Origin of the sequence: Paenibacillus humicus NBRC 102415 (genome assembly GCF_004000905.1) — a bacterium.
Taxonomy (GTDB): Bacteria; Bacillota; Bacilli; order Paenibacillales; family Paenibacillaceae; genus Paenibacillus_O; species Paenibacillus_O humicus.
Genome location: NZ_BIMD01000039.1, coordinates 1 through 25,515, shown reverse-complemented (window position 1 = coordinate 25,515; position 25,515 = coordinate 1). Strand labels below are relative to the sequence as shown.

General features: G+C 59.5%; 17 protein-coding genes, 3 pseudogenes and 1 other annotated feature. Of the genes and pseudogenes, 15 read left to right on the top strand and 5 right to left on the bottom strand.

The genetic code is table 11. From position 1 onward, the window contains the following. Window positions 1–195 precede the first annotated feature (195 nt). The 6 genes and pseudogenes from PHU01S_RS19490 to tyrS all read left to right on the top strand — a co-directional run bounded on the left by PHU01S_RS19490 (window position 196) and on the right by tyrS (window position 10,273). Window positions 196–5,274 (top strand): S-layer homology domain-containing protein, encoded by a 5,079-nt coding sequence (locus tag PHU01S_RS19490; RefSeq protein WP_218032478.1) that lies wholly within the window; start codon window positions 196–198, stop codon window positions 5,272–5,274. A gap of 500 nt (window positions 5,275–5,774) precedes the next feature. Continuing rightward, window positions 5,775–6,053 (top strand): annotated as a pseudogene (locus tag PHU01S_RS27175) (LysR substrate-binding domain-containing protein); the annotation flags it as partial. Window positions 6,054–6,104: 51 nt separating this feature from the next. Beyond that, complete coding sequence (locus PHU01S_RS25900) at window positions 6,105–6,476, top strand: glyoxalase superfamily protein (RefSeq protein ID WP_164763128.1); 372 nt, start codon at window positions 6,105–6,107, stop codon at window positions 6,474–6,476. Between the two features lie 225 nt (window positions 6,477–6,701). Beyond that, window positions 6,702–7,724 carry a GNAT family N-acetyltransferase gene (locus tag PHU01S_RS19480; protein ID WP_127509427.1) on the top strand — a complete coding sequence of 341 codons (1,023 nt, stop codon included), beginning with the start codon at window positions 6,702–6,704 and terminating at the stop codon, window positions 7,722–7,724. 111 nt (window positions 7,725–7,835) lie between these two features. Continuing rightward, a complete protein-coding gene (locus tag PHU01S_RS19475) occupies window positions 7,836–8,591 on the top strand; it encodes a class I SAM-dependent methyltransferase (RefSeq protein ID WP_127509423.1) in 756 nt (251 codons plus the stop codon). Window positions 8,592–8,633: 42 nt separating this feature from the next. Next, window positions 8,634–8,868, top strand: a binding site (T-box leader). Between the two features lie 115 nt (window positions 8,869–8,983). Next, window positions 8,984–10,273, top strand: coding sequence for a tyrosine--tRNA ligase (gene tyrS / locus PHU01S_RS19470; RefSeq protein ID WP_127509420.1), 1,290 nt, complete (start codon window positions 8,984–8,986; stop codon window positions 10,271–10,273). Window positions 10,274–10,380: 107 nt separating this feature from the next. Here tyrS and PHU01S_RS19465 read toward each other — a convergent pair whose 3' ends face one another. Continuing rightward, window positions 10,381–10,884, bottom strand: a complete 504-nt coding sequence (locus tag PHU01S_RS19465; RefSeq protein ID WP_127509417.1) for a hypothetical protein — start codon at window positions 10,882–10,884, stop codon at window positions 10,381–10,383. Window positions 10,885–11,146: 262 nt separating this feature from the next. Here PHU01S_RS19465 and PHU01S_RS19460 point away from each other — a divergent pair, with 262 nt between their 5' ends. The 4 genes from PHU01S_RS19460 to PHU01S_RS19445 all read left to right on the top strand — a co-directional run bounded on the left by PHU01S_RS19460 (window position 11,147) and on the right by PHU01S_RS19445 (window position 15,159). Then, on the top strand, window positions 11,147–12,238 hold the full coding sequence (locus tag PHU01S_RS19460; RefSeq protein WP_069202504.1) for a LacI family DNA-binding transcriptional regulator: 1,092 nt from the start codon (window positions 11,147–11,149) through the stop codon (window positions 12,236–12,238). Between the two features lie 228 nt (window positions 12,239–12,466). Beyond that, the gene (locus PHU01S_RS19455) at window positions 12,467–13,105 is read left to right on the top strand and encodes an alpha/beta fold hydrolase (RefSeq protein WP_049869029.1); all 639 of its coding nucleotides are present in this window, start codon (window positions 12,467–12,469) and stop codon (window positions 13,103–13,105) included. 20 nt (window positions 13,106–13,125) lie between these two features. Continuing rightward, window positions 13,126–13,410, top strand: coding sequence for a hypothetical protein (locus PHU01S_RS19450; protein WP_127509414.1), 285 nt, complete (start codon window positions 13,126–13,128; stop codon window positions 13,408–13,410). Between the two features lie 453 nt (window positions 13,411–13,863). Next, entirely contained in the window at window positions 13,864–15,159 is a 1,296-nt protein-coding gene (locus PHU01S_RS19445; protein ID WP_048745037.1) for a glycoside hydrolase 5 family protein, read from the top strand. A gap of 928 nt (window positions 15,160–16,087) precedes the next feature. Here PHU01S_RS19445 and PHU01S_RS19440 read toward each other — a convergent pair. The 4 genes and pseudogenes from PHU01S_RS19440 to PHU01S_RS27165 form a co-directional block, all read right to left on the bottom strand. Further along, window positions 16,088–17,266: a glycine C-acetyltransferase gene (locus tag PHU01S_RS19440; RefSeq protein WP_127509411.1), complete on the bottom strand. Its 1,179-nt coding sequence runs from the start codon at window positions 17,264–17,266 to the stop codon at window positions 16,088–16,090. 51 nt (window positions 17,267–17,317) lie between these two features. Next, window positions 17,318–18,364, bottom strand: a complete 1,047-nt coding sequence (tdh, locus tag PHU01S_RS19435; protein WP_049869033.1) for an L-threonine 3-dehydrogenase — start codon at window positions 18,362–18,364, stop codon at window positions 17,318–17,320. Window positions 18,365–18,575: 211 nt separating this feature from the next. After that, window positions 18,576–18,794 (bottom strand): annotated as a pseudogene (locus PHU01S_RS27170) (cupin domain-containing protein); the annotation flags it as partial. A gap of 147 nt (window positions 18,795–18,941) precedes the next feature. Beyond that, window positions 18,942–19,124: pseudogene (locus PHU01S_RS27165) on the bottom strand (helix-turn-helix domain-containing protein); the annotation flags it as partial. Window positions 19,125–19,372: 248 nt separating this feature from the next. Between PHU01S_RS27165 and PHU01S_RS19425 the strand changes: the two are divergent. The 5 genes from PHU01S_RS19425 to PHU01S_RS19405 form a co-directional block, all read left to right on the top strand. Next, entirely contained in the window at window positions 19,373–20,413 is a 1,041-nt protein-coding gene (locus tag PHU01S_RS19425; RefSeq protein WP_048745023.1) for a LacI family DNA-binding transcriptional regulator, read from the top strand. Window positions 20,414–20,733: 320 nt separating this feature from the next. Then, window positions 20,734–21,687 carry an ABC transporter permease gene (locus PHU01S_RS19420; RefSeq protein WP_048745039.1) on the top strand — a complete coding sequence of 318 codons (954 nt, stop codon included), beginning with the start codon at window positions 20,734–20,736 and terminating at the stop codon, window positions 21,685–21,687. Between the two features lie 13 nt (window positions 21,688–21,700). Further along, window positions 21,701–22,582: a carbohydrate ABC transporter permease gene (locus PHU01S_RS19415; RefSeq protein ID WP_048745024.1), complete on the top strand. Its 882-nt coding sequence runs from the start codon at window positions 21,701–21,703 to the stop codon at window positions 22,580–22,582. A gap of 119 nt (window positions 22,583–22,701) precedes the next feature. Next, window positions 22,702–24,279 carry an extracellular solute-binding protein gene (locus tag PHU01S_RS19410; protein ID WP_127509465.1) on the top strand — a complete coding sequence of 526 codons (1,578 nt, stop codon included), beginning with the start codon at window positions 22,702–22,704 and terminating at the stop codon, window positions 24,277–24,279. Window positions 24,280–24,295: 16 nt separating this feature from the next. Continuing rightward, window positions 24,296–25,515: Gfo/Idh/MocA family protein (locus PHU01S_RS19405; protein WP_164763127.1), on the top strand; the 1,220-nt coding region annotated here is incomplete at its 3' end.

Sequence of the window (25,515 nt, the reverse complement as noted above, 5' to 3'; positions counted from 1 at the left end):
CGTTGAAATTATGTCTTCGTACCTTGTTTTACCAAACAAAACAGGAAGGGAGGCTGAAGCAGGACTGCAAATCGGGGAGAGGAAGAGAGGGCTCAGGGCGGCAAGGAAGCGTCAACCATGTTCATGACGGGAGGAATGGAATTGTCCAGTTCTGGAAGTTCGAGACAACCTATATTGAAAGCGCTTTTATCGTGGGTGCTGGCATTCGGTCTGATGACGCCTGCCTTTGGGCCGGCAGCCGGAGCTTCTCCAGCGGGGGCGTCGGAAAAAGGGAGCGTGCCGGAATCCGTATACGGCGGCGTTCCGGATCAGGTATACGGAGAAAATACCATGTTCTCCTCTTACATTACGGCAGAAGGAGACAAGCTGATGGAGGACGGCAGGGAATATCGCTTTGCCAGCCTCAACTATCCCGGTGCGCTGGGGGACTCGGCATTTTCCCAGGACGACGCCCTGCGCACGATCAAGGCGATGGGCGGGAAAGTGACCCGCTCCTATGTGCCGTCCGTTCTCCGTTACGACGGATCCAACAAAGGCTCGGCCTTTATCCTCGGACCGGATTCCAGCGGCAGGATGCAGTTCAGCGAGGAAGGCTTCGCCAAGATGGACCGCATGCTCGCGCTTGCCAATGAGACCGGCGTCCGGATCATCATCCCGTTCGTCGATCAATGGCAGTGGGTCGGCGGCATTGAAAGCTATGTCAACTTCGTCTATCCCGGTACGATAACGGGTGATGCGGCGACGGATCCGGACGGCTGGAAGTTCTACACCGACCCTCAGGTCATCGGCCTGTTCAAGCAGGTCGTCCATTACATGATGAACCGCACCAACACGATTACGGGAGTGAAATACAAGGACGATAAGGCGATTCTGGCCTGGGAGACGGGCAACGAGCTGGGCGGCTACAACCAGGACAAGTTCCCGCAGTCATGGACGGCGGAAATAGCCCGCTACATCAAGGAGGAGGAGCAGCCCAAGCAGCTGCTGCTCGACGGGCGCTTCTCGATCAACGCCGCTTCGCTGACGGACGATCATATCGACATCGTCGGCAATCATTTCTATACCGGCAATTTTATCGACAAGATCAATGCCGATGCGGCTATGGCTGCAGGCAAGAAGCCTTATATACTGGGCGAGTTCGGCCTTTATACGACCAAGGAGCCGGTGGAGGCCCTGTACAACGCCGCGCTGCAAAACGGCACCTCCGGCATCATGATCTGGTCGCTGAGACCGCATAAGGAGGACGGCGGATTCTACTGGCATGACGAGGATCCGGGCAACTGGGCCTCGTATCACTGGCCGGGCTTCGCCTCGGGCGATTATTACGGCGAGACGGATATTATCCGGACAGTATACAACTACGCCCATTACATGAATGCGCTGGATAAAGGCAAGACGTCCGCGGTTCCCGCAATCGAGGCGCCGGAAGGAGCTCCGGGCCTGTTCCCGATCGATTCGGTCGCGGACATCAAGTGGCAGGGCGTTGTCGGAGCATCGGGCTACGAGGTGCAGCGCTCCGCAGACGGGATGAACTGGGAGACGGTCGGGACCGGCGTCTCCGACGGCGGACGCGCCGGAACGAAGGCTTTCCACGACGAGCAGGCGATCACCGGCGCGTCGTACCAGTACAGGGTGCGCGGAGTCAACGAGTCCGGCGCATCGGCGTGGTCCAACGTCGTGAGTACGACGGCGAGACATCTCATCACGGATGAAATGAGCCTTATGCAGAGTCCGAAGGAGAATCGCCGGACCTATGCCTACGACCAGTCCTCCAATGTCTTGAACAAGGCGGACAACTGGAATGAGCTCGGCCAAGGCTTCAAAGCCTATGCCGCCGGCGCGTTGCCGGGCACGCTTACCTATGCGGCGCCTGTTCCGCTGGAGGCGGTGCGGATAAAGAGCGAGGGCGGCGGAAAGATGCGGCTGTTCGTCTCCTCGGTCAACGGCAAGTATGCGGAAATCCAGCCGCAGCTCAAGGACGGGCTTTGGACGGCGGACGCGCTTCCGGCGGATACACGATACGTGAAGCTGGTCATCGACGGCGGCAGCTCCGTTCTGATCGACCGTGTCGAGCTGGAATACGCCTATTCCGGTCAAGGCTATCGGCCTGTTCCGGCGCCGGTGCGCAGCGGGCTGATCGTAGACCGCAGCTTCGACGGACAGCCGGACTCGGCATCGGGCAATCTGGCCGTTCGCGGCGCTTCCGCCGGCACGGAAGGGCTGCCGGTCCTCAGCCGCCTGGACGGAGAGCATGCGGAGCTTGTGTACGCAGCCGCAGGCGACATGAATTCCTACCGGTTCACCTCGTATGCGAACGGCGGAGAGGAGCTGCAGCTGTCGGGCTCTATCGACGGCCTGAATTACCAGCCGCTGCAGCCGGCCGTGACCAGCAAGGAGACAGCCGGCGGATGGAGCCGCAAGGTGTATGCCGGATTCGAGCTGCCGGCGGGCACCCGTTACATCAAAGCGGATTACCCGGCAGGCGGAAACCCGGAATCTCCGGCTCTCGCCAAAGCCGATATCGGCTTCGGGTCGGCGCTGATTCCGCTCACGGAAGCTCCGCCCGCCAACGTCCTCGAGGATGGCGAATACGATTACGGCAAGGATGAGAGCATCGCTGCCCGTTATGAGCGGGACGAGGATGGGGGCCATGCCTCGATCGCCTTGGACGGCGGCTCGAAGAACCGGGGCAGCTACGGAGCGAAAATCAGCTACGAATTCGGCTCCGCTTCGTTTGCGGGACTGAGCAGGCCGATCGGCCATGCCGACCTGTCTTCCTTTGATGCCCTGCATGCTTGGGTGAAGCCGGACGGCAGCGGCAATAAGCTCGGCTTCAGGCTCTCCACGGGAGACGGACGGATATGGGAAGCAGCCGCTTCGCTGAACGGCACGGCAGCGCGCACGCTGGAGGTCAAGCTTGCGGACTTTGCGCTTGCGGCGGGCGATGCGGGCCGGGGGCCGATCGATCTGTCCGACGTGACTCGATTCGGCCTGTATGTGGGCAAAACGGAGGGGACTTCCGCCCCAGCGGGCAGCATCGTCGTGGACGACGTGCGGATGGCCAATGCCTCCAAGCTGGACAATTTTGAAGGGTACGGCGGCTACAACGCCCTGGTGCAAAAAGCATTCGCGCGCAACACCGGCGGCGGAGCTCTTGATGTATCGCTGGACGGCTCCCGCAAATCCGAAGGCGATTACGGCTTGCGGATGGACTACGACTTCAGCGGTCCGGGATATGCGGGCGGCAGCTTCAGCCCCGATTACCTGAAGCTGGACGGCTATGACGGCTTCAGCTTCTGGCTGCAGCCGGACGGGTCGAACAATGAGCTGGCGATCCAGTTTTCCGACGACGCCGGGAAGTTCTGGGAGACGAAGGCGGTCTTCCGCGGCAGCGATCCGCGCTTGATGTACGTGCCGTTCAGTTCCTTCCGCTATCCGAGCTGGTATGGCGGCGATCCCGGCGACCGTCCGGATCCGACCCGGCAGATCAAGACGTTCTCCCTTTATCTCGGCGGATCGCCGGATTCGCTGTCCTCTTCCGGGACGCTGTATGTCGACGACATCCAGGGAGCGGACTTTACCGACAGGCTGAACGCGGCGTCCGTAGCCATCCGGGATAGCGGAGCCGTCATCGGAACGCTGCCTTACACCTTCAGCGGCACGGCCGTCGGAGCGGAATTCGTCCGCATCCAGGTCGGCAAGCAGACGTTCCATGCCCCGGTGAAGCCGGACGGAACCTGGTCGTACACCACTTCCAAAATCGCCAACGGCATGAAGGAGGCGACGGCTGCCATCGAGCTGTTTGACGGGACCGTCCTTCACAGCAGCATGGCGGCATTGAACGTGAACGTGCCGGGCAACCCTTATGATGACGGCACGGCGCCTGCGGCGAACAACCGGCTGCTCAATCCGGGCTTCGAGGAAGCCGTCGATGCGGGCGCATGGCCTGTGCTGCCGAAGCACTGGTCCAGCAAGGACGCCTCCGGCGCCGAGGTTACGGACGGCATTGTCAAGCTGGAGGGCGGGGCGCGTACGGATCAATATGCGCTCGTCCATTGGAACGACAAAGCCTATGAAGCCACGACTTCGCAGGAAGTCGACGGCCTCGAGCCCGGCATCTACGAGCTGAGAGCCTGGACGAAGTCCAAGGGCGGCCAGATTGCCGCCGAATTGACGGCGACGGGCGATCAGGGAGCCGTACGGAAGGCGGCGATTCCGCAAGGAGAGAGCTCATGGGCATCGGTGAAGCTGTCCGGGCTTGAGGTTCGGGAAGGCAAGCTCACCGTCGGCTTCCATTCCAAGGACAGCGGGGGCAACTGGATCAAGGTGGACGATGTGTCGCTGATCAAAACGGCGGACCTGCCGGGCGGAGAGCCAACGCCGACGCCTGGAGGAGGGGCGACGCCGACGCCTGGAGGAGGGGCAACGCCGACGCCCGGGGGAGGAGCGACACCGACGCCTGGAGGAGGGGCAACGCCGACGCCTGGGGGAGGGGCAACGCCGACGCCTGGAGGAGGGGCGACGCCGACGCCCGGGGGAGGAGCGACACCGACGCCCGGAGGAGGGGCGACGCCGACGCCTGGAGGAGCTTGGACACCAGCGCCTAGCGAGGCTCCTTCGCCTAGCGCCGCACCTTCGCCCAGCGCCACGCCAGCGCCAAGTCTGAAGCCGCCGCCAAGCTCGAATCCCGTTCCTTCCTTTGGCGATTTGGACGGGACCGATTGGGCGCGTTCCGCCATCGAAGAGATGGCGGCCAAAGGAATCATGTTGGGAGTAGGGGGCGACAAGTTCGCTCCGAACAAACCTCTTACGCGCGCCGAATTCATTACAGCCTTGTTCCGGGCGTTCCGGTTGGATGCCGCCGAAACGGTGGGAGGACTCAGCGATGTGAAACCGATGAGAGCCTTCAGCGACGTGAAACCCGATTCTTGGTATGCCGAGGCGGTGGCGGCTGCTGCCAGGCTGGGCATAACAGGCGGCACCGGTGCCGGCAACTTCGAGCCGAACCGAGTGATTACACGTGAGGAAATGGCGGTCATGGCCGCAAATGTTCTTAACTATCTCGGCAGTCTCAAGTCCACAGACGTGAATGCGAAGCTCGCGGGCTTCAAGGACCGCAGCCAAATAGCGGGTTATGCCCGCTCGTCGGTTGCGCAGCTTGCTGCCCTCGGAGTCATGAACGGCGCCGGAGGAGACGGATTTGCGCCGAAGGGAAAGGCTACCCGCGCTCAGGCAGCGGTTATGCTGCAGCGGATGCTGAAGCTGTTTGAATAAAGAACGATAGAGGAAAGGCCGCTACCCTTCATCTGGAGATGAGGGAGCGGTCTTCTTTGTGTAGTCCAATCTACTTTACCGAGCCCAACATTCTGATTTACCGAGCGATATCATGCTTTCTCTGACGAATGCAGCCTCATGGTTTGAATGTACATTTCAGTCCCAACGGATCGTGGCGAAGACAGCGCAGCAAACCTATCGGACATACGATCCGTTATTTTGCCAGTTTGGGACGATTTCACTTTTTAGCGGACATACGATCCGTTATTTATGCGAAAATCGCCTCAGATGTCAGGTTTTTGAGAAAATAACGGATCTGATGTCCGATAAAGTCCAAAATGGGGTTGAAATGCCCAAATAACGGATTTGATGTCCGATAGAACTCCGAAATGGTTGGGAACCATGGTTAGCAGGTTTGATGATGTGCAAAAGAACTCCGAAATGGCCGCCAACCGCCAATACATAGGCAGCAGAGTTGACGATGTCCGAAACATTCCCGAATGGGCTGGAATCTGGCACACACAGCCTCGAGGATGCTATCGACGACTGCTTTGGGCTGGATTTCAAGCCGCAGCCATCCTTTCAGGCGGGGCGAGGCTCTCATGACAGCGGCTGCATCCGCCGCAGCCGGGCTCGGTGTCTCGATCCTGCCGGAAGCAATGCTGGAAGGACTAACTTTGATTCCGCTGGAGGATGAGGGCTCCATCTGCCGAATAGGCATGATGACAAGAAAAGAGGGTTGTCTTCCTCCGGCGGCGCTGCGGTTTGTCGAGTGTGCCGCGGAAGTTTTTGAAAATGGCGGTAAACCTATCTATAGGAGGGATATAAGAATGCCTGAATTCAATCGAGTCGTCCCCATTATGCGCATGTTCGACGTCGGCAAGGCAAAGGAATTCTACCTGGATTTTCTAGGGGCTGAACTGCTCTGGGAGCATCGATTCGAGGAGGCGCTGCCTCTCTATATGGCCATAAAGCTGGGAGGCTGCGAGCTGCATCTCTCGGAGCATCACGGCGATGGAAGTCCCAGCGCCAACATTCGGATTGAGACGGCAGGTCTGGCTGACTATCATAAGGCTCTTCTGGACAGCGGCTACCGGTATGCCAGGCCGGGATTGGAAAAGCCCCCCTGGGGCGGCTGCGAAGCGACCGTGATGGACCCGTTCGGGAACCGGATTACCTTTTATGAAGCGGACGGGGTCTGAAAAGGATGGATGCGATTCCCTGGCGGTTCTTCGGACTATGGACTGAAGCGAATTGAGCTGCTTGCGGTCAAGGGAGGCGGAAACATCTGAAGAACAGAGTTGTCCTATCAAGCCCGCAGACCGAATCCTCGTGTTTCTTCGGCTATAACCGTTCTTTCCATATCCTCCCGCCTCAGCCTGCAAGTATAGTAAGTGCAGGACAAAACGTGGGAGAGAGCCATAAACATGAACATATCCGTAGAACCGTGCGGCTTGGACCGCAAATTTATTCTCATGAATCTGTATCCGCTGTATCTGCATGATCTGGCCGGAATCCGCGAAGTTTTGCCGAACCGCTGCGGTGTGTTTGAAGAGGATGACGGAATCCAGACACTGCAGGAGCAGCAAGGCGAATTCGACATCTGGTGGGAAAAGGAAGGCCTATTGTTCCCCTATCTGATCCTCGCGGACGGAATTCCGGCCGGCTTCGCGCTCATCGCTTCCGGGCCGTACACCGAGTCCGGCAGCGATTATATGGTGAACGAATTCTTCATCCTCAGGCCCTACCGAGGCAAAGGCGTCGGTGAAGCAGCGGCCGGCGAGCTGTTCCGGCGTCATCCCGGAAGCTGGTCGCTGTTTACGACGCCGGGAGAGCGCAATCGCGGTTCCATCTCCTTCTGGCGGAAGTCGCTGGCCCGCCATGCGGGGGAAGACGGATATACGGAGGAGGATCTGGAGCTGGAGCACTTTGGCTGCAGCAAGCTGTTTCTCTTCTCATCGGCGGCGGAAACTTCCGGGGGAGTGTCTGAAGGAACGGAAACGTCCGGCAAAGGCATTGCCTGCTCCAGCGACGTCCGCAAGGCATCGATGGCCGACTTGCCGGCCATAGCCGCTCTGGATGCCAAGGCAGTCGGACATGGCGGACGGCTTTCCGAGCTCGAGAAGCATGTGCGCAGCGGCTGCTGCCTCGTTTCTCTTCGAGAGGGCCGCCTCGCGGGCTTCGCCGCGCATGACCGGTCTTTTTTCGGGCAGCGGTTCCTGCAGCTGATCATTGTCGATCCGGACGACCGCAGGAGCGGAGTCGGCCGCAGTCTTATGGAGGCTTGGGAGGCCGAGCTTCCGGGACATAAGCTGTTCACCTCGACCAACGAATCCAACAAGCCGATGCAGCAGCTGTGCGAAGCGATGGGCTACGTCCGCAGCGGGGTCGTCGACAACCTGGACGAAGGCGATCCCGAGATCATTTATTGCAAGCCTCCGGTTGCCTGAGCGATCCTTGTCTGGTACGGTTAAGCATGCAGACAAGCCAGGGTGCGCGCCGGCATCGGCTCGTTCGAACGGCAACCCTGGCCTCATGGACGAGATCTGGAGGGATGATCGATGGACAGCAAGGAGCGGTTTTCCAGCCGTGTGGAGAACTATGAGAAATACCGGCCGAGCTACCCGGCGCAAGCGGTAGACTACATCATCAGCCGCGGCGGGCTCAAGGAGGATTCTCCGGTAGCCGATATCGGTGCCGGAACGGGCATCTTCTCCGGGCTGCTGCTGGAGAGGCAGCTCCGGGTCATGGCCGTGGAGCCGAATCCGGATATGGCCAAGGCGGCCTGGGCCAAGCTCGGCCCCGACGAGCGGTTCGGCCTGATGCTGTCGCCTGCGGAGGATACGGGGATGGCCGAGGCCTCCGTCGACGCGATCGTAAGCGCGCAGGCTTTCCACTGGTTCGACCAGGCTGCCGCGCAGGCGGAGTTCCGCCGCATCCTGAAGCCGGAAGGACGCGCGTTCCTGATCTGGAACTCGCGCGTGCTTACGGGCACGCCCTTCCTGGAGAGGTACGAGGCGCTGCTGCATAAGTACGGGACGGACTATGCGAGCGTAAATCACCGCAACGTCTCTCCGGAAGCGCTGCAGGCTTTCTTCCGCGAGGGAACGTTGGAATGGCAGACTTTCCCTAATCGGCAGATTTTTGATTACGAGGGCGTCAAGGGCCGCCTGCTGTCTTCCTCCTACGCTCCCGCCGAGGGACAGCCCGGTCACGTGGAGATGCTGGCCGAGCTGCGGCAGATCTTCGACGAGACGCAGCAGGACGGAACCGTCAGCTTCGATTACGAGACGGAAGTGTACAGCGGTCTTCTGTAGGCCGGTTGACAGATCCGTCGGGATTCGCTAAAGTGATAGCGATAAAGTGCGTTGAAGGGAATCAGTAGCGCCCGAGCGACATCGCTCTAGAGAGCCGGCGGTTGGTGCAAGCCGGTGCGGGGTCGGGCTGCGAATTACATCCTGGAGCATCCGCGTCCGCAACTGCCTGAGGCAGAAGGGCCTGGACGGCAGCCGGCCGTTACCCGGCAGAGCGGAGCATTCTCGTCCCGTACGGGAAGCTCAACATAGGGTGGTACCGCGATGACTCGTCCCTGTCTTTGGACAGGGAGGGGTCTTTCTTTTTTTCCTCAGACATGGAGCGATACAGTCAGGCGGCTTTCAATCAACAGGCTCGGCTGCAACAAACATTCAATCAAGTGGAGGGAACAGACATGACACAAGAACAAGCTGCGGCCGTCAATCCGGAATTGCTGGAGGATCTGGAGTACCGGGGTCTGGTGTACCAGGTGACGAACCGCGAGGAACTGAGCAAAAAGATGAGCGAAGGCCGCGTCACGCTGTACTGCGGCTTCGACCCGACGGCAGACAGCCTGCATATCGGCAGCCTGCTTCCGATCCTGACGCTGCGCCGCTTCCAGCTGGCGGGCCACAACTCCATCGCCCTCGTCGGCGGCGGCACCGGCCTCATCGGCGATCCGAGCGGCCGCTCCACCGAGCGCTCGCTCAACACGGACGACACGGTCGCGAACTGGACCGAGAGCCTGAAAAACCAGCTGTCGCGCTTCCTCGACTTCGAGGCGGCGGGCAATCCGGCGAAGCTCGTCAGCAACTACGACTGGCTCGCGCCGCTCGACATCATCACGTTCCTGCGCGACATCGGCAAAAACTTCACCGTCAACTACATGCTGGCCAAGGACTCCGTCGACTCGCGCCTCGCGAACGGCATTTCCTTCACGGAGTTCAGCTACATGATTCTGCAGGCGTACGACTTCTTCAAGCTGAACCGCGACCATGGCGTCAATCTGCAGCTGGGCGGCAGCGACCAGTGGGGCAACATTACCGCAGGCCTGGACCTGATCGGCAAAATGGGCGGAAGCGACGCTTACGGCATCACGATGCCGCTCGTCACGAAGAGCGACGGCAAAAAATTCGGCAAGTCCGAATCCGGAGCCGTATGGCTGGACCGGAGCAAGACGAGCGCGTACCAGTTCTACCAGTTCTGGATCAACACGGATGACAGCGACGTCATCCGCTTCCTGAAGTACTTCACGTTCCTCTCCCGCGAGGAGATCGCGGCTCTGGAGCAGGCTGTCGCGTCGCAGCCGGAGAAGCGCGAGGCCCAGCGCGAGCTCGCCCGCCAGGTGACCAGGCTCGTGCACGGAGCCGATGCCGTCGAGAGCGCCGAGAAGATTACGGCTGCGCTGTTCTCCGGCGACGTCACGCAGCTCAGCGAGGACGAGCTGGTCGAGGCGCTGCAGGACATGCCGACGACGGTTATGGGAGAGGCGGCCGAAACGGGGCTGATCGACCTGCTCGTCGAGGCGAAGGCCGCTCCTTCCCGCCGCCAGGCCAAGCAGGATATCGAGAGCGGCGCCGTCTACGTGAACGGCGTCAAGCAGACCGGCATCGACACGATGCTGACGTCCGAGCAGCGCCTGCATGGACGCTACGTCGTGCTGCGCCGCGGCAAGAAGAATTACTACCTCGTGAAGTTCGAATAGAACGGCTTCAGCCCGCACCGGCATCCAGCCGGGCGGGCTTTTTTTGTCTGAAGCTCCTTGGGCGGCGTTGCGCGGCAGACGGTGAAGCCATCTGCTCCGGTTGTTGGTCAAGGATACAGCTTAGCCATCCAGCGGTAATCGGACCAGAGACGGCTCAGAACCCAGCCCTCCGCTGTCCGGACGGCGGTCGCTTCTCCGGGGACGCTGTAGGGCTGAACCTTACCGCTGTCTTCGGTCACCTTTACAACAACGGTATATTTAAGGTCGTAGGAGTCTTTTGCATCCTTGACCGCTTCAATCTTCATCTCTGTTACTGTTGCCTCCAGATCGGCTTTGTTATAGGCTGCAATCCGGGCAGGCATAGCCGTATCCATGTTGGCTTCCAGCTTGTCGAGCAGCTCTCCGGTTACGAGAGGCTTAAGCAAGCTGCCGCGTTCTTTGATCATGGAATAATGATCTTCCGGAATATCGCGATGCTTGACGTCGTATTGAATGTGAATGGCCTTATCCAGAACGGATATGGCTTCCGCTTCATCCGACCCGGCTCCGGAGCAGGCGGTCAATAGAGCTGCAATCAGGCCGAGGGTTAGCAGGATGCGTGTCGTTTTCATTGGATGTCCTCCCCATTTGATCTGAACGCAACGAAGGATTGCGGTTCCGATTGTTCTTTCCCGAGAAATTCTTCCATGGCCTTCCATCTTTTTACGACCCCCGAATAGGAATGGTTGCCATTTCTTGCAAACAAACTTTTCATTCCTAAGATAAAGGGCGCTGAGAAAGGCTGAAATAATTTGAAAAAAGTTGAAGGAACCCTTACACTTAGAAGGAATGAAGACGAACCGGAAAGGGTCGTAAACCTAAGGGGTGAGCATCATGAAAAAGGTTACGCTGCAAATGATTGCCGATAAATTGAGCGTCTCCAAAGCCTTGGTCTCCAAGGCGCTCTCCGGAGACAGCGCCGTCAACGAGGTGACGCGCGAAATCATCTGGAAAACGGCCGAGGAGGAGGGCTACCGGATCAAGGGGAGCAAGCGGCTCGGCAGCTCCTCCCTGACGGGCAATCTCGCGGTGCTCATGCCCCGCGCCTATCTGGACGACCCTGAATATTGGGGCAAAATCATCAAGGGCATCGACGCGGAGCTCGCCAAGCAGACGTACAGCATGGTACTCTCCAGCATCGACGTGACGATGCGGGTGAAGGACGGCATGCCAGCCGCCATCACCGAGCGCAAGGTCGACGGAGTCATCGTGCTGGGGCAGCTGCCGGAAGCCTACACCGATCAGCTGACCAGGCGCAAGCTTCCGTTCGTGCTGGTCGATCCGGACGCGCAGCATCCCGACATGGACCAGGTGCTTGCGAACAATTACCTCGGCGCTTACCAGGCGGTGCAGGCGCTGCTGGCGGAAGGCCACCGCAGGCTTGGCTTTGCCGGAGACGCCTTTACGACCTGGAGCTTTTCGGAGCGCCAGCGGGGCTTTGCGGAAGCAATTGCCGTGCACAACCGCCGCCAGCCGGCCGACCAGGCCGAGGCCGTCATGATCGAGGGCATGGGCGTCAGCGGCAGCGGCATGTATACCCAGCCGGCGTTCGCGGCCGAGCTGGGCGCGGAGCTGCACGCGGAGCGCAGGCTTACGGCGCTTTTCTGCGCCAACGATCTCATCGCCTTCGACGCGCTCAACCTGATCGGCAAGATGGGGCTTTCCTGTCCGCGCGATCTGTCCGTCGTCGGCTTCGACGATCTCACACTCGCCGAGCTGAATCAGCCCAAGCTGACGACCGTCAGCGTGCCCAAGGAAGAGATCGGAGCGAGGGCGGCCCAGCTCGTGCTGGGGAGAATCGGAGAGCCCGAGCGGCTGCCGGAGCTCGTGATGCTGTCGACGTCGCTGATCAAGAGAGAGTCGACAGCTCCGCCGGCCGGAGCGGTCGTTGCCGCTGCTGGCGAGACGGAGACAGCCGAGGCGTAGCGGGCCGGATGGGAAGAAGCTCGGGACGGGTCGGGCTAGACAGAAAGGCAGAAAGACAGAAAGGCAGAAAGACAGAAAGACAGAAAGACAGAAAGACAGGGATGGTACATTCAGCCCTGTCTTTTTTTGATGCTGGCAGCCTGCTGCTGCCGAAGATGCGGAGGCGTTTTTAAGAATACATATGCTAGAATAACAAGGAAGATATGGAAGGATAAGGAGGGCTTCGGTATGCATATGAGCTGGATTCAATCTCCATCCGCCTGGGGAACGGACATCCGCTGCCGCTGGATTCGGAGGGACGGCAGCCGCTCCTTGGCCGCTTTGTTTCCAGGACAAGGCTATTCCTGCGAAATGCCGCTGCTGCACTATGCCGGGAAGTCGGCGATGCAGGAAGGCTACGACCTTCTGCTGCTGGAATACGGCTATCAGGCGGCGCGCCGGGATCCTGGTCCCTTCGAGGAAGCGGCAGCTGCGGCAAGCGCCGACAGCGCGGCCGTCCTCAGGCCGCTGCTGGAGCGATATGACCGCCTTGCCTACATCGGCAAGAGCGTGGGAACGGTCGTCTCCAGCCTTGCTCGGGAGTCTCTTGCGGAACAATCGAGAGGCAAGGAAATCCGCCAGATCTTCCTGACCCCGATCGCTCCGGCGATTTCCTCTATCCTGCGGAATGGAGGGCTGGTTGCAGTCGGAACAGCCGACCCGGTGTTCGGCCCGGAGCATATGCAGCGCACAGCGGCGGGCAATGGGGTCCGGCTGCTGACGATCGACGGAGGCGACCATGGACTGGAGCTGCCGGATGCCGGGCGGTCGCTGGATGTTCTTCAGGAGATCGTTTCCGCGGTCGGGATGTATTTGAAGGAAAGCTGAAGTTGGAGAGAGGCGAAAATGTGAACCTGAGAGCATATAAGGAAGAGGATGCCCGGGCGATAGTCGATGCCCATGCCGAGCTATACGGGCGGGAGCACGGATATGACGAGTCGTTTCGGGAGATCGTCGACGAGAGAGTGAGAGGAATCGTGGAGCGCAGCGATTCGCGCGAAAGGATCTGGATTCTGGAGTCAGACGGGCGGCATCTCGGCTCGATCTGCATCAAGCTGGAGCTTCGGCATCCGCCGAGCGGGCCTGCAGGCGCAGTATGTCCGGAATCCGCTGGTTACCACGAATCAGTTTGAGGGATTCAGAAATACCTTTCTGTTCCTGGAAGGAGAGGCAGGCCGCTCCATTCCATTTTTAATGAAGTGGTGTCTTTCTACGAGCTGAAGGGCGGTTTCTTTGTCGTTACCTCGAAGGCTCTTGCTCCGCTGGCCAGCTTCGACAAAGGGGATCTAGCCGCTGGATCAACCGGCTCAGCGTCTCGCGCCGGGAATGATCGGCATGAACGATTTTCAGCTGCATAGTAGCAACCCTATCATAGTTGGATTGACTTTCATTATAGAAGATATAGGGATGGAATCCATCGTTGGATTGCAAAAGGAAAGGATTGAAAAAGGAAGAGAGAAATCTCGATCTTTAACAATTTTAAACACATAATAAAATGTTTATTTATGTTGAACGAAAATAAAGGCCGTGGTATGCTTTTTCTTGAAATCGTTCTCATTTATCCAAGAAAAGGCAGGGATGCATCCATGACGAGCAGGGAATTCATAAGCCGCGAAGGCAGCCGGTTGATGCTTGGCGGCAAGCCGTTCCGGTTCGGAGGCCCCAATATTTACTGGCTTGGGCTCGACGAAAATGTAGGCGGAGTGGACTGGCCGACCGAATTCCGGGTGCTCGACGCGCTGGATGCCGCCGTTCAGATGGGTGCCGCCGTCGTTCGTTCGCATACGCTGGCCGCGTCCCAGGGCTGTCCTAAGGCTCTGTCGCCAAAGCGCGGGGAGTACAATGAAGAGGCGTTTCGCCGAGTGGACTTTGCCATCGCAGAAGCCGGCCGCCGAGAACTCAGGCTGCTGGTTCCTTTTGTGTGCAATTGGGCTTATTACCATGGGGGCAGGGAAACCTTTGCCTCCTGGCGCGGGCTCGACGACCCAGGTCTGTTCTATACGGATCGGGCCGTCATCGAGGACTTCAAGTCGTACATAAGCGTTGTGCTGAACAGGGTCAACAGCCTGACGGAGACGGCCTACAAGGATGATCCGACGATCATGGCCTGGGAACTGGGAAATGAGCTCAATGGCGCTCCGGCCGAATGGGTGCGGGAGATCGCCTGTCATATCAAGTCCGAGGACGGCCGCCACCTGATCTCGCACGGCAAGCAGTTCGAGCTGGATCGGGACAAGCTGGGCATCGAGGAGCTCGATATTCTCGACGTGCATTATTATCCTGCCGACGCGGTGAAGCTGGCTGCAGACGCTGCCGACACGGCCGCTGCAGGCAAGGTGTATATCGCCGGAGAGTTCGGATGGCCTGAAGGCGATCTGGAAGGTTTTGTCCGCCATGCCGAGGAGGATGAAAGAGTGGCGGGAACGCTGTTCTGGTCGCTCTTCGGACATGGCGACGGGGGCGGGTACGTGCCGCATTACGACGGGTTCTCGCTTCATTATCCCGGCACGGGCGTCAACGAAGAGATCGGCAGGCGGGTGCTGCGATTGCGTGAGCATGCCTTCCGGATGAGCGGCAGGGTGGTGCCGGAATTCCCGCTTCCGGAAGCCCCTGTCATCACGGCGGCAAAGGAGAAGATCATGTTCCGCGGCGTAGCCGGGGCGGCGATGTACACGCTCGAGCGCTCCAGCCGCGGAGCGGATGGGCCATGGCAGACGGTATTCGCTGCCCGGGAGGCCGATTATGACATGCCTTGGCGCGATCCGCTGCGGGCTCATTCCGCCAAGGCGTGGTACCGCGTCAAGGCTCATGCGCCGGATGGACGGGCAGGGGCTTACTCGCCGGTCTATGAGTCGGAGGTTTTTACGCCGGAGAGCGGGTAGGAAAGAGTTGGAGGCCCGCGGCGGGAAGTCGATAAGGAAGAATGAGTGTGTTAACGTCGGGAAGTCGATAAGGGAGAATGAGTGTGTTATCGTCGTGAAGTCGATAAGGTAGAGTGAGCGGCGTTCACGTCAGAGAGCTGGAGCCAGCCTTCGCTAAACCTATATGCATGGAACCAACCAGCCATCTTAATGCGACGACGGGCAGGAACAGACATAAGCGGCCATGGCGTAATGCTGTGGTCACAGCCCGAAACAAATAAAGCCAGCCGTAGCTTTGAGAAACAAAATCTCGGAAGCGGAAATAGCCAGCCATGATGAAGTGAGGCAGCTGAGCAATTCAATGAACTGCGAAAAACCAGCCCGACCGTATTCAATCGGCTATCCACCATCGAACATCATTTCGGACCGCACCAACCAACTTTTCTTTGGGCTCCTGACTGCTACGGACATCAGATCCGTTATTTCGTCTGTTTTGCTGGAAAAGGGCCTTCTATCGGACATCAGATCCGTTATTTATATCAAAATAGGCTTTTTGGTGACTTAAAGTCTCAAATAGCGGATCTGATGTCCGTTAAATTTTTTTTAATGCCTGAAAATGGGGAAATAGCGGATCCTATGTCCGATAGAATTGACCAGTAGTTGAAACAGGGATCGATAAGCCTCCGAGAGGTCGCAAAGCCCAGAACAGGCACGAAACAGGCACGGAACAAGGCCATTACAAGCCCAGAACAGGCACGAAACAAGCACGGAACAAGGCCATTACAAGCACGAAGCAAGCACGAAGCAAGCACGAAGCAAGCACGAAGCAAGCACGAAGCAAGCACGGAACAATAGGGCGGATCAGACATCAAAAAGGCCGTCCCGGCCAACCAAAAAAGCTGTCCCTGCCGTCGAAGGACGGGGGACAGCTTTTTCAATATCCAAACGGTCAGCCCAGCAGGCCGAACTCGCGTCCGACCTTGAGCAGCGCCTGGCGCGCGAACTCGAGATCCTCCGCCGTGTGGGAGGCGGTGATGATGAAACGGACGCGGCCCTTGTCGGCGGCGACGGTCGGATAGACGATGGCCGGAGCGAATACGCCCTCTTCAAGCAGCCGAGCCGAGAACTCCATCGTGCGTGCGGCTTCGCCGACGACGATCGGGATGATTGGCGTCTCGCTGGCGCCGGTGTCGAAGCCGTCCGCCTGGAGCTGCGAGCGGAAGGAGTTCGCCGACGCCCACATGCGCTCGCCGAGCTCGGGGCTGCTGCGCAGCACGCGAATCGCCTCCAGGCAGCTTGCTGCGACGGCCGGAGTCTGCGATGTGCTGAACAGGAACGGACGCGCTTTGTGGATGAGGTACTCCTTGAGCGCGAGGCTGCCCGCAGCGTAGCCGCCGACAACGCCGACGGCTTTGGACAGCGTGCCGATTTGGATATGCACGCGGCCGTTCAGGCCGAAATGGTCGGTCGTGCCCTTGCCGTTCTTGCCCAGCACGCCGCTCGCATGGGCGTCGTCGACGCAGACGATCGCGTCGTAACGCTCGGCCAGCTCGACGATGTCCGGCAGCGGGGCGATGTCGCCGTCCATGCTGAAGACGCCGTCCGTGACGATATAGCGGCGGTTGAACGAACCGGATTCCTTCAGAATTTCCTCCAGCTGGTTCATATCCTTGTGCTTGAAGATGCGGCGGGCTGCCTTGGTCAGGCGAATGCCGTCGATGATGCTGGCATGGTTGAGCTCGTCGCTGATGACGACGTCATCAGGCTGCAGCAGCGTGCCGAACACGCCCTGGTTGGTCGTGAAGCCGGATTGGAACACCAGCGCGGCCTCCGTTCCCTTGAATTCGGCGAGCTCGCGCTCCAGCTGGTCATGGATGTCGAGCGTGCCCGAAATCGTGCGGACGGAGCCGCTGCCGACGCCGTACTTCTCGATCGCCTCGATCGCGGCCTGCTTCATCCGGGGATGGTCGGTCAGGCCCAGGTAGTTGTTGGAGGCCATCTGCAGGATGCGGCGGCCGCCCATCTCCATCCACGGGCCGGAGCCGCTCTCCCAAACGGCGGGCAGGCGATAGCGCCCCTGCCGCTTCAGCTCCTCCAGTTCGTCCTTCAATCCGTCTAGTCCAGCCATTGGCGGATCTCTCCTTTTTGAACGGGGCCGCGTCGGCCCTTTAGTATGACTCTACTCGTGCTTGAACACGATCTTGGCGCATTGCCCGGAGCCCATCAGCTCGAAGGCTTCCTCGAAGCGGTCCAGCGTGAACGTATGGTCCACGAGCGGCCGCAGGTCGATCCGGCCGGCGTCGAGCAGGCCCTTGATCTGATGCCAGGTTTGGTACATTCTTCGGCCCGTGATTCCGTATACCTGCAAGCCTTTGAAAATGATGTGGCGGGCCAAATCAATCGGCACCGCCTTGGACGGAATGCCGAGCAGCGAGACGCGTCCGGCGTTCGCCATCGCCTCGAGCAGGCTGTTGATCGCGTGGCCGTTGCCGGACATCTCGAGGCCGACCTCGACGCCAGCGCCGTCCGTCAGGCCGCGCAGCTCCGCCGCGACATCCTTGCCGGGCTCCGACTTGATGCAGGCGTCCGCGCCGAGCTTGGCGGCCATGCCGAGCCGGTAATCATGCAGGTCGACGGCGATGATCTTGCCCGCGCCGACGGCTTTGGCGACCTGGATCGCCATGAGGCCGATCGGGCCGCAGCCGATGACGGCGACGGACTTGCCGACGATATCTCCGGCCATGACGGTGTGGACCGCGTTGCCGAGCGGATCCTGGAGGCAGGCCAGCTCATGCGGCAGGGAAGGATCGTTGTGGATGATATTGACGGCTTTGGTCACGGCGTATTCCGCAAAACAGCCCGGAGCGCTGATGCCGAAGCTGCGCGTATTCGGGCATACATGCGCGTTGCCGGAGCGGCATTGCTTGCAGGTGCCGCAGACGATGTGGCCCTCGGCCGACACATGGTCGCCGACGGCGACATTCGTGACAGCGCTTCCGACCGATTCGACGATGCCGGAAAATTCGTGGCCGAATACGTTCGGCGTCACGACGTTCTGCTCCGCCCATTCATCCCAGTGGTAAATATGCATGTCGGTGCCGCAGATGGAGCTTGCTTTCACCTTGATGCGGACTTCGTCGGCGGCTATTTGCGGAATCGGCACTTCCATGAGCACGGCGCCGGCTTTGCGCTCCGCCTTGACCAAACCAATCATCGTATCCTTCATTTTTCATTCTCCTCTGATCAAGAATGATCGTCATAACGAACATATGTGCAGTATATGGTACTGCTTCGTATGTAATAGTATATTAGTCGACCCTGCTTTGTAAACAACAAAAAACAACCTTCTGCGAAGGTTGTTGGAAGTCGGAAATCCCTTATGGGGCGCGCGTTCGCGCCGGTTGGACGGCCGTCCGCGAGGGGCAGACACGACCCCTTTAGAACGGGTAGAGAATGATGCTTTGAAGCTCGGTCTCCTCTTCCCCCGACTCATTGAGATACGTATGCGGCTGCCCGGCGTCGAAGCGGATCGCGTCGCCCGTTCCGGCCGTGTAGGACTCGTTGCCGATGACCATTCGGAGCGTTCCGCGCGTGACGGTGACGAACTCCTCGACGCCTTCGTGATGGGGCTCGGCCTCATAGACGCAGCCGGGCAGCATGACGACCCGGTAGATCTCGAAGCGGGAGCTGTCGTTGTACGAGAACTGCGGATAGCTCCTATATTTGCCGTCCCCGGCCAGAATGGGAGAGCGGACGGAAGCCTTCACGAGCGTGACGGACGGCCGTTCCTCTTCGATCAGGTCGGAGACGGAGATTCGCAGTCCGCTCGCGATTTTCCACAGCACCGTAATGGTCGGGTTGGAATCGGCGCGCTCGATCTGGGCGAGCATCGTCTTGCTGACCCCGGTCAGCTCGGACAGCTTGTCCAGGCTGTAGGCCCGGGCCTTGCGGATTTTCTTCAAATTGCGGGCAACCCGCAGCACCATCGTGTCCACTGCATAACCTCCATGCTTTATTGTCTTGGTCCGCAGATCCCAATGGAGACCATGAGCGTTCCTATTTCCCTTTTTCCCTTTTGCCTGCTTCTCAGCCGGAATCGGCCTGTCTATCCGCTCGGTTCATTATCGTTTATTTTATCACGTCAGGCCGGTGAAGTGGCAAGTATATCTCCGCTTCTCCGATATGATAAGATGGTTGAAGCATAATTGGAGCGAGTGAATGGAGGTACGGGCAAGTGGCCAAGCTCAAGGACATCGCCGATCTGCTCGGCGTGTCGATCTCTACGGTATCCAGGGCGATCAGCGGCGATACGTCGAGGCCCGTCAGCGAGGAGACCAAGCGCAAGATCAAGGCGGCCGCCATCCAGGTCGGCTACCCGCTGCAGGGAATGGCGTTTCCGGCAGCCGGTCTGCCTTTGCAATATGTATGCATCCTGCCCGGCAATCTGATGGGCAACCATCCTTATTTTGCCGAAGTGCTCGAAGGCTTCCACGGCAGGCTGGCCGAGATGGGACTGCCGCCGGCGATCATGCGCTCCTATGAGGAGCTGCGGGAACCCGGCAGGCTGCGTTCCATGCTGGACGAGACCGGTGCGGGAGCGGTGCTGGCTCTGGGCTGGTATGACCGGGGCATGCATCGGACGCTGGTCGACAGCGGCATCCCGATGGCGGGGGTGAGCCTCAACGACGATTCCATCCGCATTCCGACCGTCGACTGCGACCGCATGTCGGCGGCCCGGATGGCGGTCCGGCATTTGCTGGACCAGGGTCATCGCCGGATCGGGTATGTCGGAGGCCCCGCCTTCGACAAGATCATGGAGAACGACGAACGGTATCTCGGATACAAATTCGCCATCCTGCAGGCCGATTTGCCGTTCCGGCCGGAATGGATCGTGGATGCGGACTGGAGCGTGGAAAAGAGCTATGCCGAAACGTCCGCCATGCTGAGCGCGCTGGCGCCGGAGGACAGGCCGACCGCCATGTTCTGCGCCAGCGACACGCTCGCCATTCCCGCGATGCGGGCTGCCATGGACCAGGGCTGCCGGATTCCGGAGGATATCGCGTTCGCCGGAATGGACAACATCGAGCTGGCGCAGTATACGTCGCCGCCTCTGACATCGGTGCATGTGCCGAGGCTGGAGATCGGGCGGGCCGCCTGCAAATTCCTGTACGACTTCGCCCGCGGCGAATACCGGGATGTGCCGAAGCTGCTGCTGCCTTGCTCGCTCGTTGTACGCGAATCCTCCGATTGGCAGCTGGACTCTTCCCTGACCTGACGTTTTATCGTCAGGTTTTTTTGCGGGTTCTTATCCAAATATTTTGGATAATTGACTCCAAAATACTTGTTGCCGATTCGGATCTTTTCTGCTAAGTTAGAAAACAGGATTGCAAAGGAGCAGAGCAAAACAGAAAATGAAAGCGTTATCTATTCGAATTCGGATAGGGACAGACTCTATTTTCTTCTAAAACTCAATCCAAACGTGAGGAAAAAGCCAAAAATATTTGGATTATTTCGTTGACAATTTGGATATCGTTCTCATATGATAGATTCACGTAAACAAACCTACCGCACCTGGAGGGCGATCAACCGATGGCGATGCTTCAGCAAGAGCATGTGGGCCGAAAACCGTTGAAAAGCACAGCCAGAATCTCCCGCTTCAGCAAAATCCTTCGCAATTGGCAGCTCTATGTCATGATTTCTCCGGTACTTGCTTATTACATTCTGTTCCACTACGTTCCGATGTACGGCATTCAAATCGCATTCAAGGACTTCCGGATCAACAAAGGGATCTGGGACAGCCCATGGGTCGGACTGAAGCATTTCGACCGCTTCTTCCACAGCTTCTTCTTCGAAAGGCTGATCTTCAACACGATCGAGCTCGGCCTGTATCTGATCGTCATCGGCTTCCCGATTCCGATCCTTCTGGCGCTCCTCCTCAACGAAGCGAAGGCTGAGAGATTCAAGAAGTTTGTCCAGACCATCACATACGCTCCGCATTTCCTCTCGACCGTCGTCGTGGTCGGCATGATGATGATCTTCCTGAACCCCCGCTACGGCCTCGTCAATCAGTTCATCGGCGCGCTCGGGGGAGACACCGTCAACTTCATGGCGAATCCTTCGTGGTTCAAGACGCTCTATGTGCTGTCCGACGTCTGGCAGACGATGGGGTGGAGCTCCATCATTTATCTCGCCGCGCTCGGAGGCATCGACACCCAGCTGCATGAAGCGGCCCGCGTCGACGGAGCGAGCCGGATCCGGCGCATCTGGCATATCAACCTTCCCGGCATCCGTCCCACGATCGTCATCCTGCTCATCCTCAACCTCGGCAGCGTCATGGCGATCGGCTTCGAGAAGGTGCTGCTCATGCAGAACAACCTCAATCTGGCGAGCTCGGACATCATCGACACTTATGTGTACCGCAGCGGCATCCTGGACGCCAATTACAGCTTCTCGGCCGCGATCGGCCTGTTCAGCGCCGTCATCAATTTCTTGCTGCTCGTGCTCGTGAACGCCGTCGCCCGGCGCGCCGGGGGGACCAGCCTATGGTAAAGGGGAGAGTAGCATGACCGCAGCAAGAGAAGACCGGATGTTCAATATCGTCGTTTATTCCCTGCTTTCCCTTGTCGCCCTGTGCGTGCTGTATCCGCTCGTCTACGTCGTCAGCGCTTCCTTCAGCGATCCCCAATACATCATGGGCGGGGAAATCTGGCTCTGGCCGAAGGGAATGACGGTCGATTCCTACGCCAGCATCTTCAAGAACGATGCGATCGTGCGCGGATTCCTGAACACGCTGCTCTACACCGCGGCAGGCACGGGGCTGAATCTTGTCATGACGATTCTCGCCGCTTATCCGCTTTCCCGGAGCGATTTTGCCGGTCGCAATCTGTTCATGGGCGTCATGGTGTTCACGATGTTCTTCGGAGGAGGCCTCATCCCGACCTATCTGCTGATCAAGAACCTTCATCTGCTGAATACATTCTGGGTCATGATTCTGCCGGGAGCGGTATCGGTCTGGAACATCATCATCATGCGGACCTACTTCCAGCAGTCGATCCCGGCGGAAATGCAGGAGGCTGCCGTCATCGACGGCTGCTCCAACTTCCAGACGCTGATCCGCATCGTGCTGCCGCTGTCCATGCCGATCATCGCCGTGACGGTGCTGTATTACGCGGTCGGCCACTGGAACGCCTTCTTCAACGCGCTGCTCTATCTGTCCGACCGCAAGCAGTTCCCTCTCCAGCTCATCCTGCGGGAAATCCTGATCCAGGGACAGACCGACGAGATGGTGCGGGCCTCCACCGAATCGGCGATCAAGCAGCAGCGCGCCGTCGAGGGCATCAAGTATGCGGTGCTCGTCGTCGCGAACATTCCGATGTTCCTCCTGTATCCGTTCCTGCAGCGCTACTTCGTGAAGGGGATCATGGTCGGCGCCATCAAGGGCTGATCTTCCATACATGCATTACGAGCTGATGAAGAGGCATACCAACGACATCGGGAGGGGTTAGGGTGATCATCGGAAAGAGGCAGGCAAAAGGGGCGCTGGCGCTTGCGCTGACGGCTGCGATGCTTGCGGCATGCAGCAACAACGGAAACGGCGGAGGCAGCGCCGAAGCGGGAGGCTCCAAGGGTGAGGACGCGGGCATCGAAGCGTCCGGCTTCCCGATCGTCAAGGACAAGATCGAGGTGTCCGGCTTTGCGGGCAAGTTTTTCGCCAACGTCGACTGGAGCCATCTCAAGCTGTGGCAGGAATACGAGAAGAAGACCAACATCCATATGAACTGGGAGACCGTCCAGAAGGACGGCTTGAAGGAGAAGCGCAACCTGCTGCTTGCCGGCGGCAATTATCCGGAGGTGTTCTATGCCTCGTCCTTCAGCCGCTCCGAGGTGGTCAAGTACGGCGAGCAGGGCGTCTTCCTGCCGCTCAACGACCTCATCGACAAGTACGCGCCGAACTTCAAGGCGATCATGGACAAATACCCGAGCATCAAGCAGGGCATCACGATGCCGGACGGCAACATCTACTCCCTGCCGGTCATCTACGATCCCGACTTCCGCTCCGTCTTCTTCAATACGCCGTGGGTGCGGACCGAATGGCTCCAGAAGCTGGGCATTCAGGAGCCGCAGGATCTGGACCAGTTCAAGGCGATGCTGAAGGCGTTCAAGACGGGAGATCCGAACGGCAACGGCAAGCCGGATGAGATCGCCTGGGGCGGCACCGGTACGGCGGGTCTCATGGGGTATCTCAAGGGCTCCTTCGGCCTCAACAACCGCGGAGCGGCCAATCCCTATGTCGACGAGGACCCCGCGAACAAGGGCAAGATCCGCTTCGTGGCGGCCGCTCCCGAATACAAGAAGCTGCTGGAGTACGTGCACGGTCTGTACGCGGACGGCCTGATCGAGAAGGACATCGCCTCCGTCAAAGCCGAGGAGATCGACGCCAAGGGCACGGCCGGCTTGCTCGGCGTCGTCGACAACGTCGATCCCGTCGCCATCTACAACGACAACGGTTATGTCGGCCTGCCGGTGCTGAAGGGGCCGGACGGCGAGCGGATGTACACTTATCTCGGGGCTCCGCTAGGCGGGATCGCGCAGTTCGTCCTGACGGACAAGGCGAAAAATCCGGAGGCGATGATCCGCTGGATGGACTATTTCTATGGAGACGAAGGCATCAAGAACTTCTTCATGGGCTGGAAGGACGATACGTACAAGGAGAACGCCGACGGCAGCGTGGAGTATGTCGACGATATGGCCAAAAACAAGGACGGCCTCAGCCTCGACCAGGCGGTCAGCCGTTATCTCATCTGGCCGGGCGGCCTCTATCCGGGTTATGTGAAGGAGAAGTATTTCAAGGGCGCCGAGGCGCTGCCGACTTCCGTGGCGAACTCCAAGAAGGCCGATCCCTACGTGCTCAAGCCGGATGCCGTCTGGCCGGGCTTCAGCTTCACGGCGGAGGAGCAGGAGGTGCTCTCCACGGTCGGCACCGACATCCAGACCTATGTGGACGAGATGAGGGACAAATTCATCGTCGGAGACGCCAAGCTCAGCGATTGGGACTCCTATGTCTCGACGCTGGACGGCATGGGACTCAAGCAGTATATCGAAATCTATCAGGCGGCGCTGGACCGCAACAACAAGAATTGAGAAAAGAGGTACAATCATGCCCCCACTTACAGCAGTGCTGATCGGAGCCGGCGCGCGAGGCGCCGGCGGCTACGCCCCTTACGCGCTGGATTATCCCCATGAGCTGCGGCTGACCGCCGTGGCGGAAGCCGATCCGGTGCGTCTGGAGCGGACGGCGGAGAAGCATGGCATCGCTTCAGAGGAACGCTACCCGTCATGGGAAGGCCTGCTGGCAGAGCCGAGGAAGGCGGACATCGCCATCATCTGCACCCAGGACCGGATGCATTACGAGCCGACGATGAGGGCGCTGGCGGCCGGCTATCATGTGCTGCTGGAGAAGCCGATGTCTCCGAATCCGCGGGAGTGCCTCGACATGGAGCAGGCGGCCAGGGATCGCGGCCGGCTGCTGAGCATCTGCCATGTGCTGCGATACACTCCGTTCTGGTCGACGATCAAGGAAATCATCGCCTCGGGCGAGATCGGCGAGGTCGCCTCCATTCAGCTCAACGAGAACGTAGGCTACTGGCATATCGCCCACAGCTTCGTACGGGGCAACTGGAACAACTCCGACAAGGCGAGCCCGATGATTCTGGCCAAGTCCTGCCATGACATGGACGTGCTCAGCTGGCTCATGGACAAGAGCTGCGTCAGCGTCAGCTCCTTCGGCTCGCTCATGCATTTCCGCGAGGAGCAGGCTCCGGCCGGATCCGCCGCCCGCTGCCTGGACTGCGCGGTGGAGCCGGACTGCCCTTATTCCGCGCCGCGCTTCTATCTCAGCAAGCCCTACAAGGGCTGGGCCGGGCATTTCTCGCCGAACCTGGAGCGCGAGACCATTCTCGAAGGGCTGCGCACGACGGATTACGGCCGCTGCGTCTACCGCAGCGACAACAACGTCGTGGACCATCAGGTCGTGGCGATGGAATTCGAGGGCGGAGCGACGGCCATGTTCAGCATGAGCGGCTTCACCTACGAGCAGGAACGGCGCATCCAGATCATGGGCACGCGCGGCGAGATCCGGGGAGAGGAAGACAAGATCACCGTCTACGATTTCCTGACGCACCGCAAGAACGAAATTACGATTCCGGAGCAGTGGACCGGCCATGGAGGCGGAGACAGCGGCATCGTCCGCAGCTTCCTGCAGGAGGTCCGCTCCTACGACGGCCAGGAAGGCCTGACCTCCGCAGCCGCCTCTGTGCGCAGCCACCTGATGGCGTTCGCGGCGGAGAAGTCCCGCCTCTCCGGCGGGGAGCCGGTGCG

What these genes read in the sequence shown, in the direction of transcription:
- PHU01S_RS19440 (WP_127509411.1), bottom strand. Translation starts at nt 17,266, where the DNA reads ATGGCTGGACTAGACGGATTGAAGGACGAACTGGAGGAGCTGAAGCGG.
- PHU01S_RS19455 (WP_049869029.1), top strand. Translation starts at nt 12,467, where the DNA reads ATGCATATGAGCTGGATTCAATCTCCATCCGCCTGGGGAACGGACATC.
- tyrS (WP_127509420.1), top strand. Translation starts at nt 8,984, where the DNA reads ATGACACAAGAACAAGCTGCGGCCGTCAATCCGGAATTGCTGGAGGAT.
- PHU01S_RS25900 (WP_164763128.1), top strand. Translation starts at nt 6,105, where the DNA reads ATGCCTGAATTCAATCGAGTCGTCCCCATTATGCGCATGTTCGACGTC.
- PHU01S_RS19410 (WP_127509465.1), top strand. Translation starts at nt 22,702, where the DNA reads ATGCTTGCGGCATGCAGCAACAACGGAAACGGCGGAGGCAGCGCCGAA.
- PHU01S_RS19460 (WP_069202504.1), top strand. Translation starts at nt 11,147, where the DNA reads ATGAAAAAGGTTACGCTGCAAATGATTGCCGATAAATTGAGCGTCTCC.
- PHU01S_RS19415 (WP_048745024.1), top strand. Translation starts at nt 21,701, where the DNA reads ATGACCGCAGCAAGAGAAGACCGGATGTTCAATATCGTCGTTTATTCC.
- PHU01S_RS19480 (WP_127509427.1), top strand. Translation starts at nt 6,702, where the DNA reads ATGAACATATCCGTAGAACCGTGCGGCTTGGACCGCAAATTTATTCTC.
- PHU01S_RS19465 (WP_127509417.1), bottom strand. Translation starts at nt 10,884, where the DNA reads ATGAAAACGACACGCATCCTGCTAACCCTCGGCCTGATTGCAGCTCTA.
- tdh (WP_049869033.1), bottom strand. Translation starts at nt 18,364, where the DNA reads ATGAAGGATACGATGATTGGTTTGGTCAAGGCGGAGCGCAAAGCCGGC.
- PHU01S_RS19420 (WP_048745039.1), top strand. Translation starts at nt 20,734, where the DNA reads ATGCTTCAGCAAGAGCATGTGGGCCGAAAACCGTTGAAAAGCACAGCC.
- PHU01S_RS19445 (WP_048745037.1), top strand. Translation starts at nt 13,864, where the DNA reads ATGACGAGCAGGGAATTCATAAGCCGCGAAGGCAGCCGGTTGATGCTT.
- PHU01S_RS19475 (WP_127509423.1), top strand. Translation starts at nt 7,836, where the DNA reads ATGGACAGCAAGGAGCGGTTTTCCAGCCGTGTGGAGAACTATGAGAAA.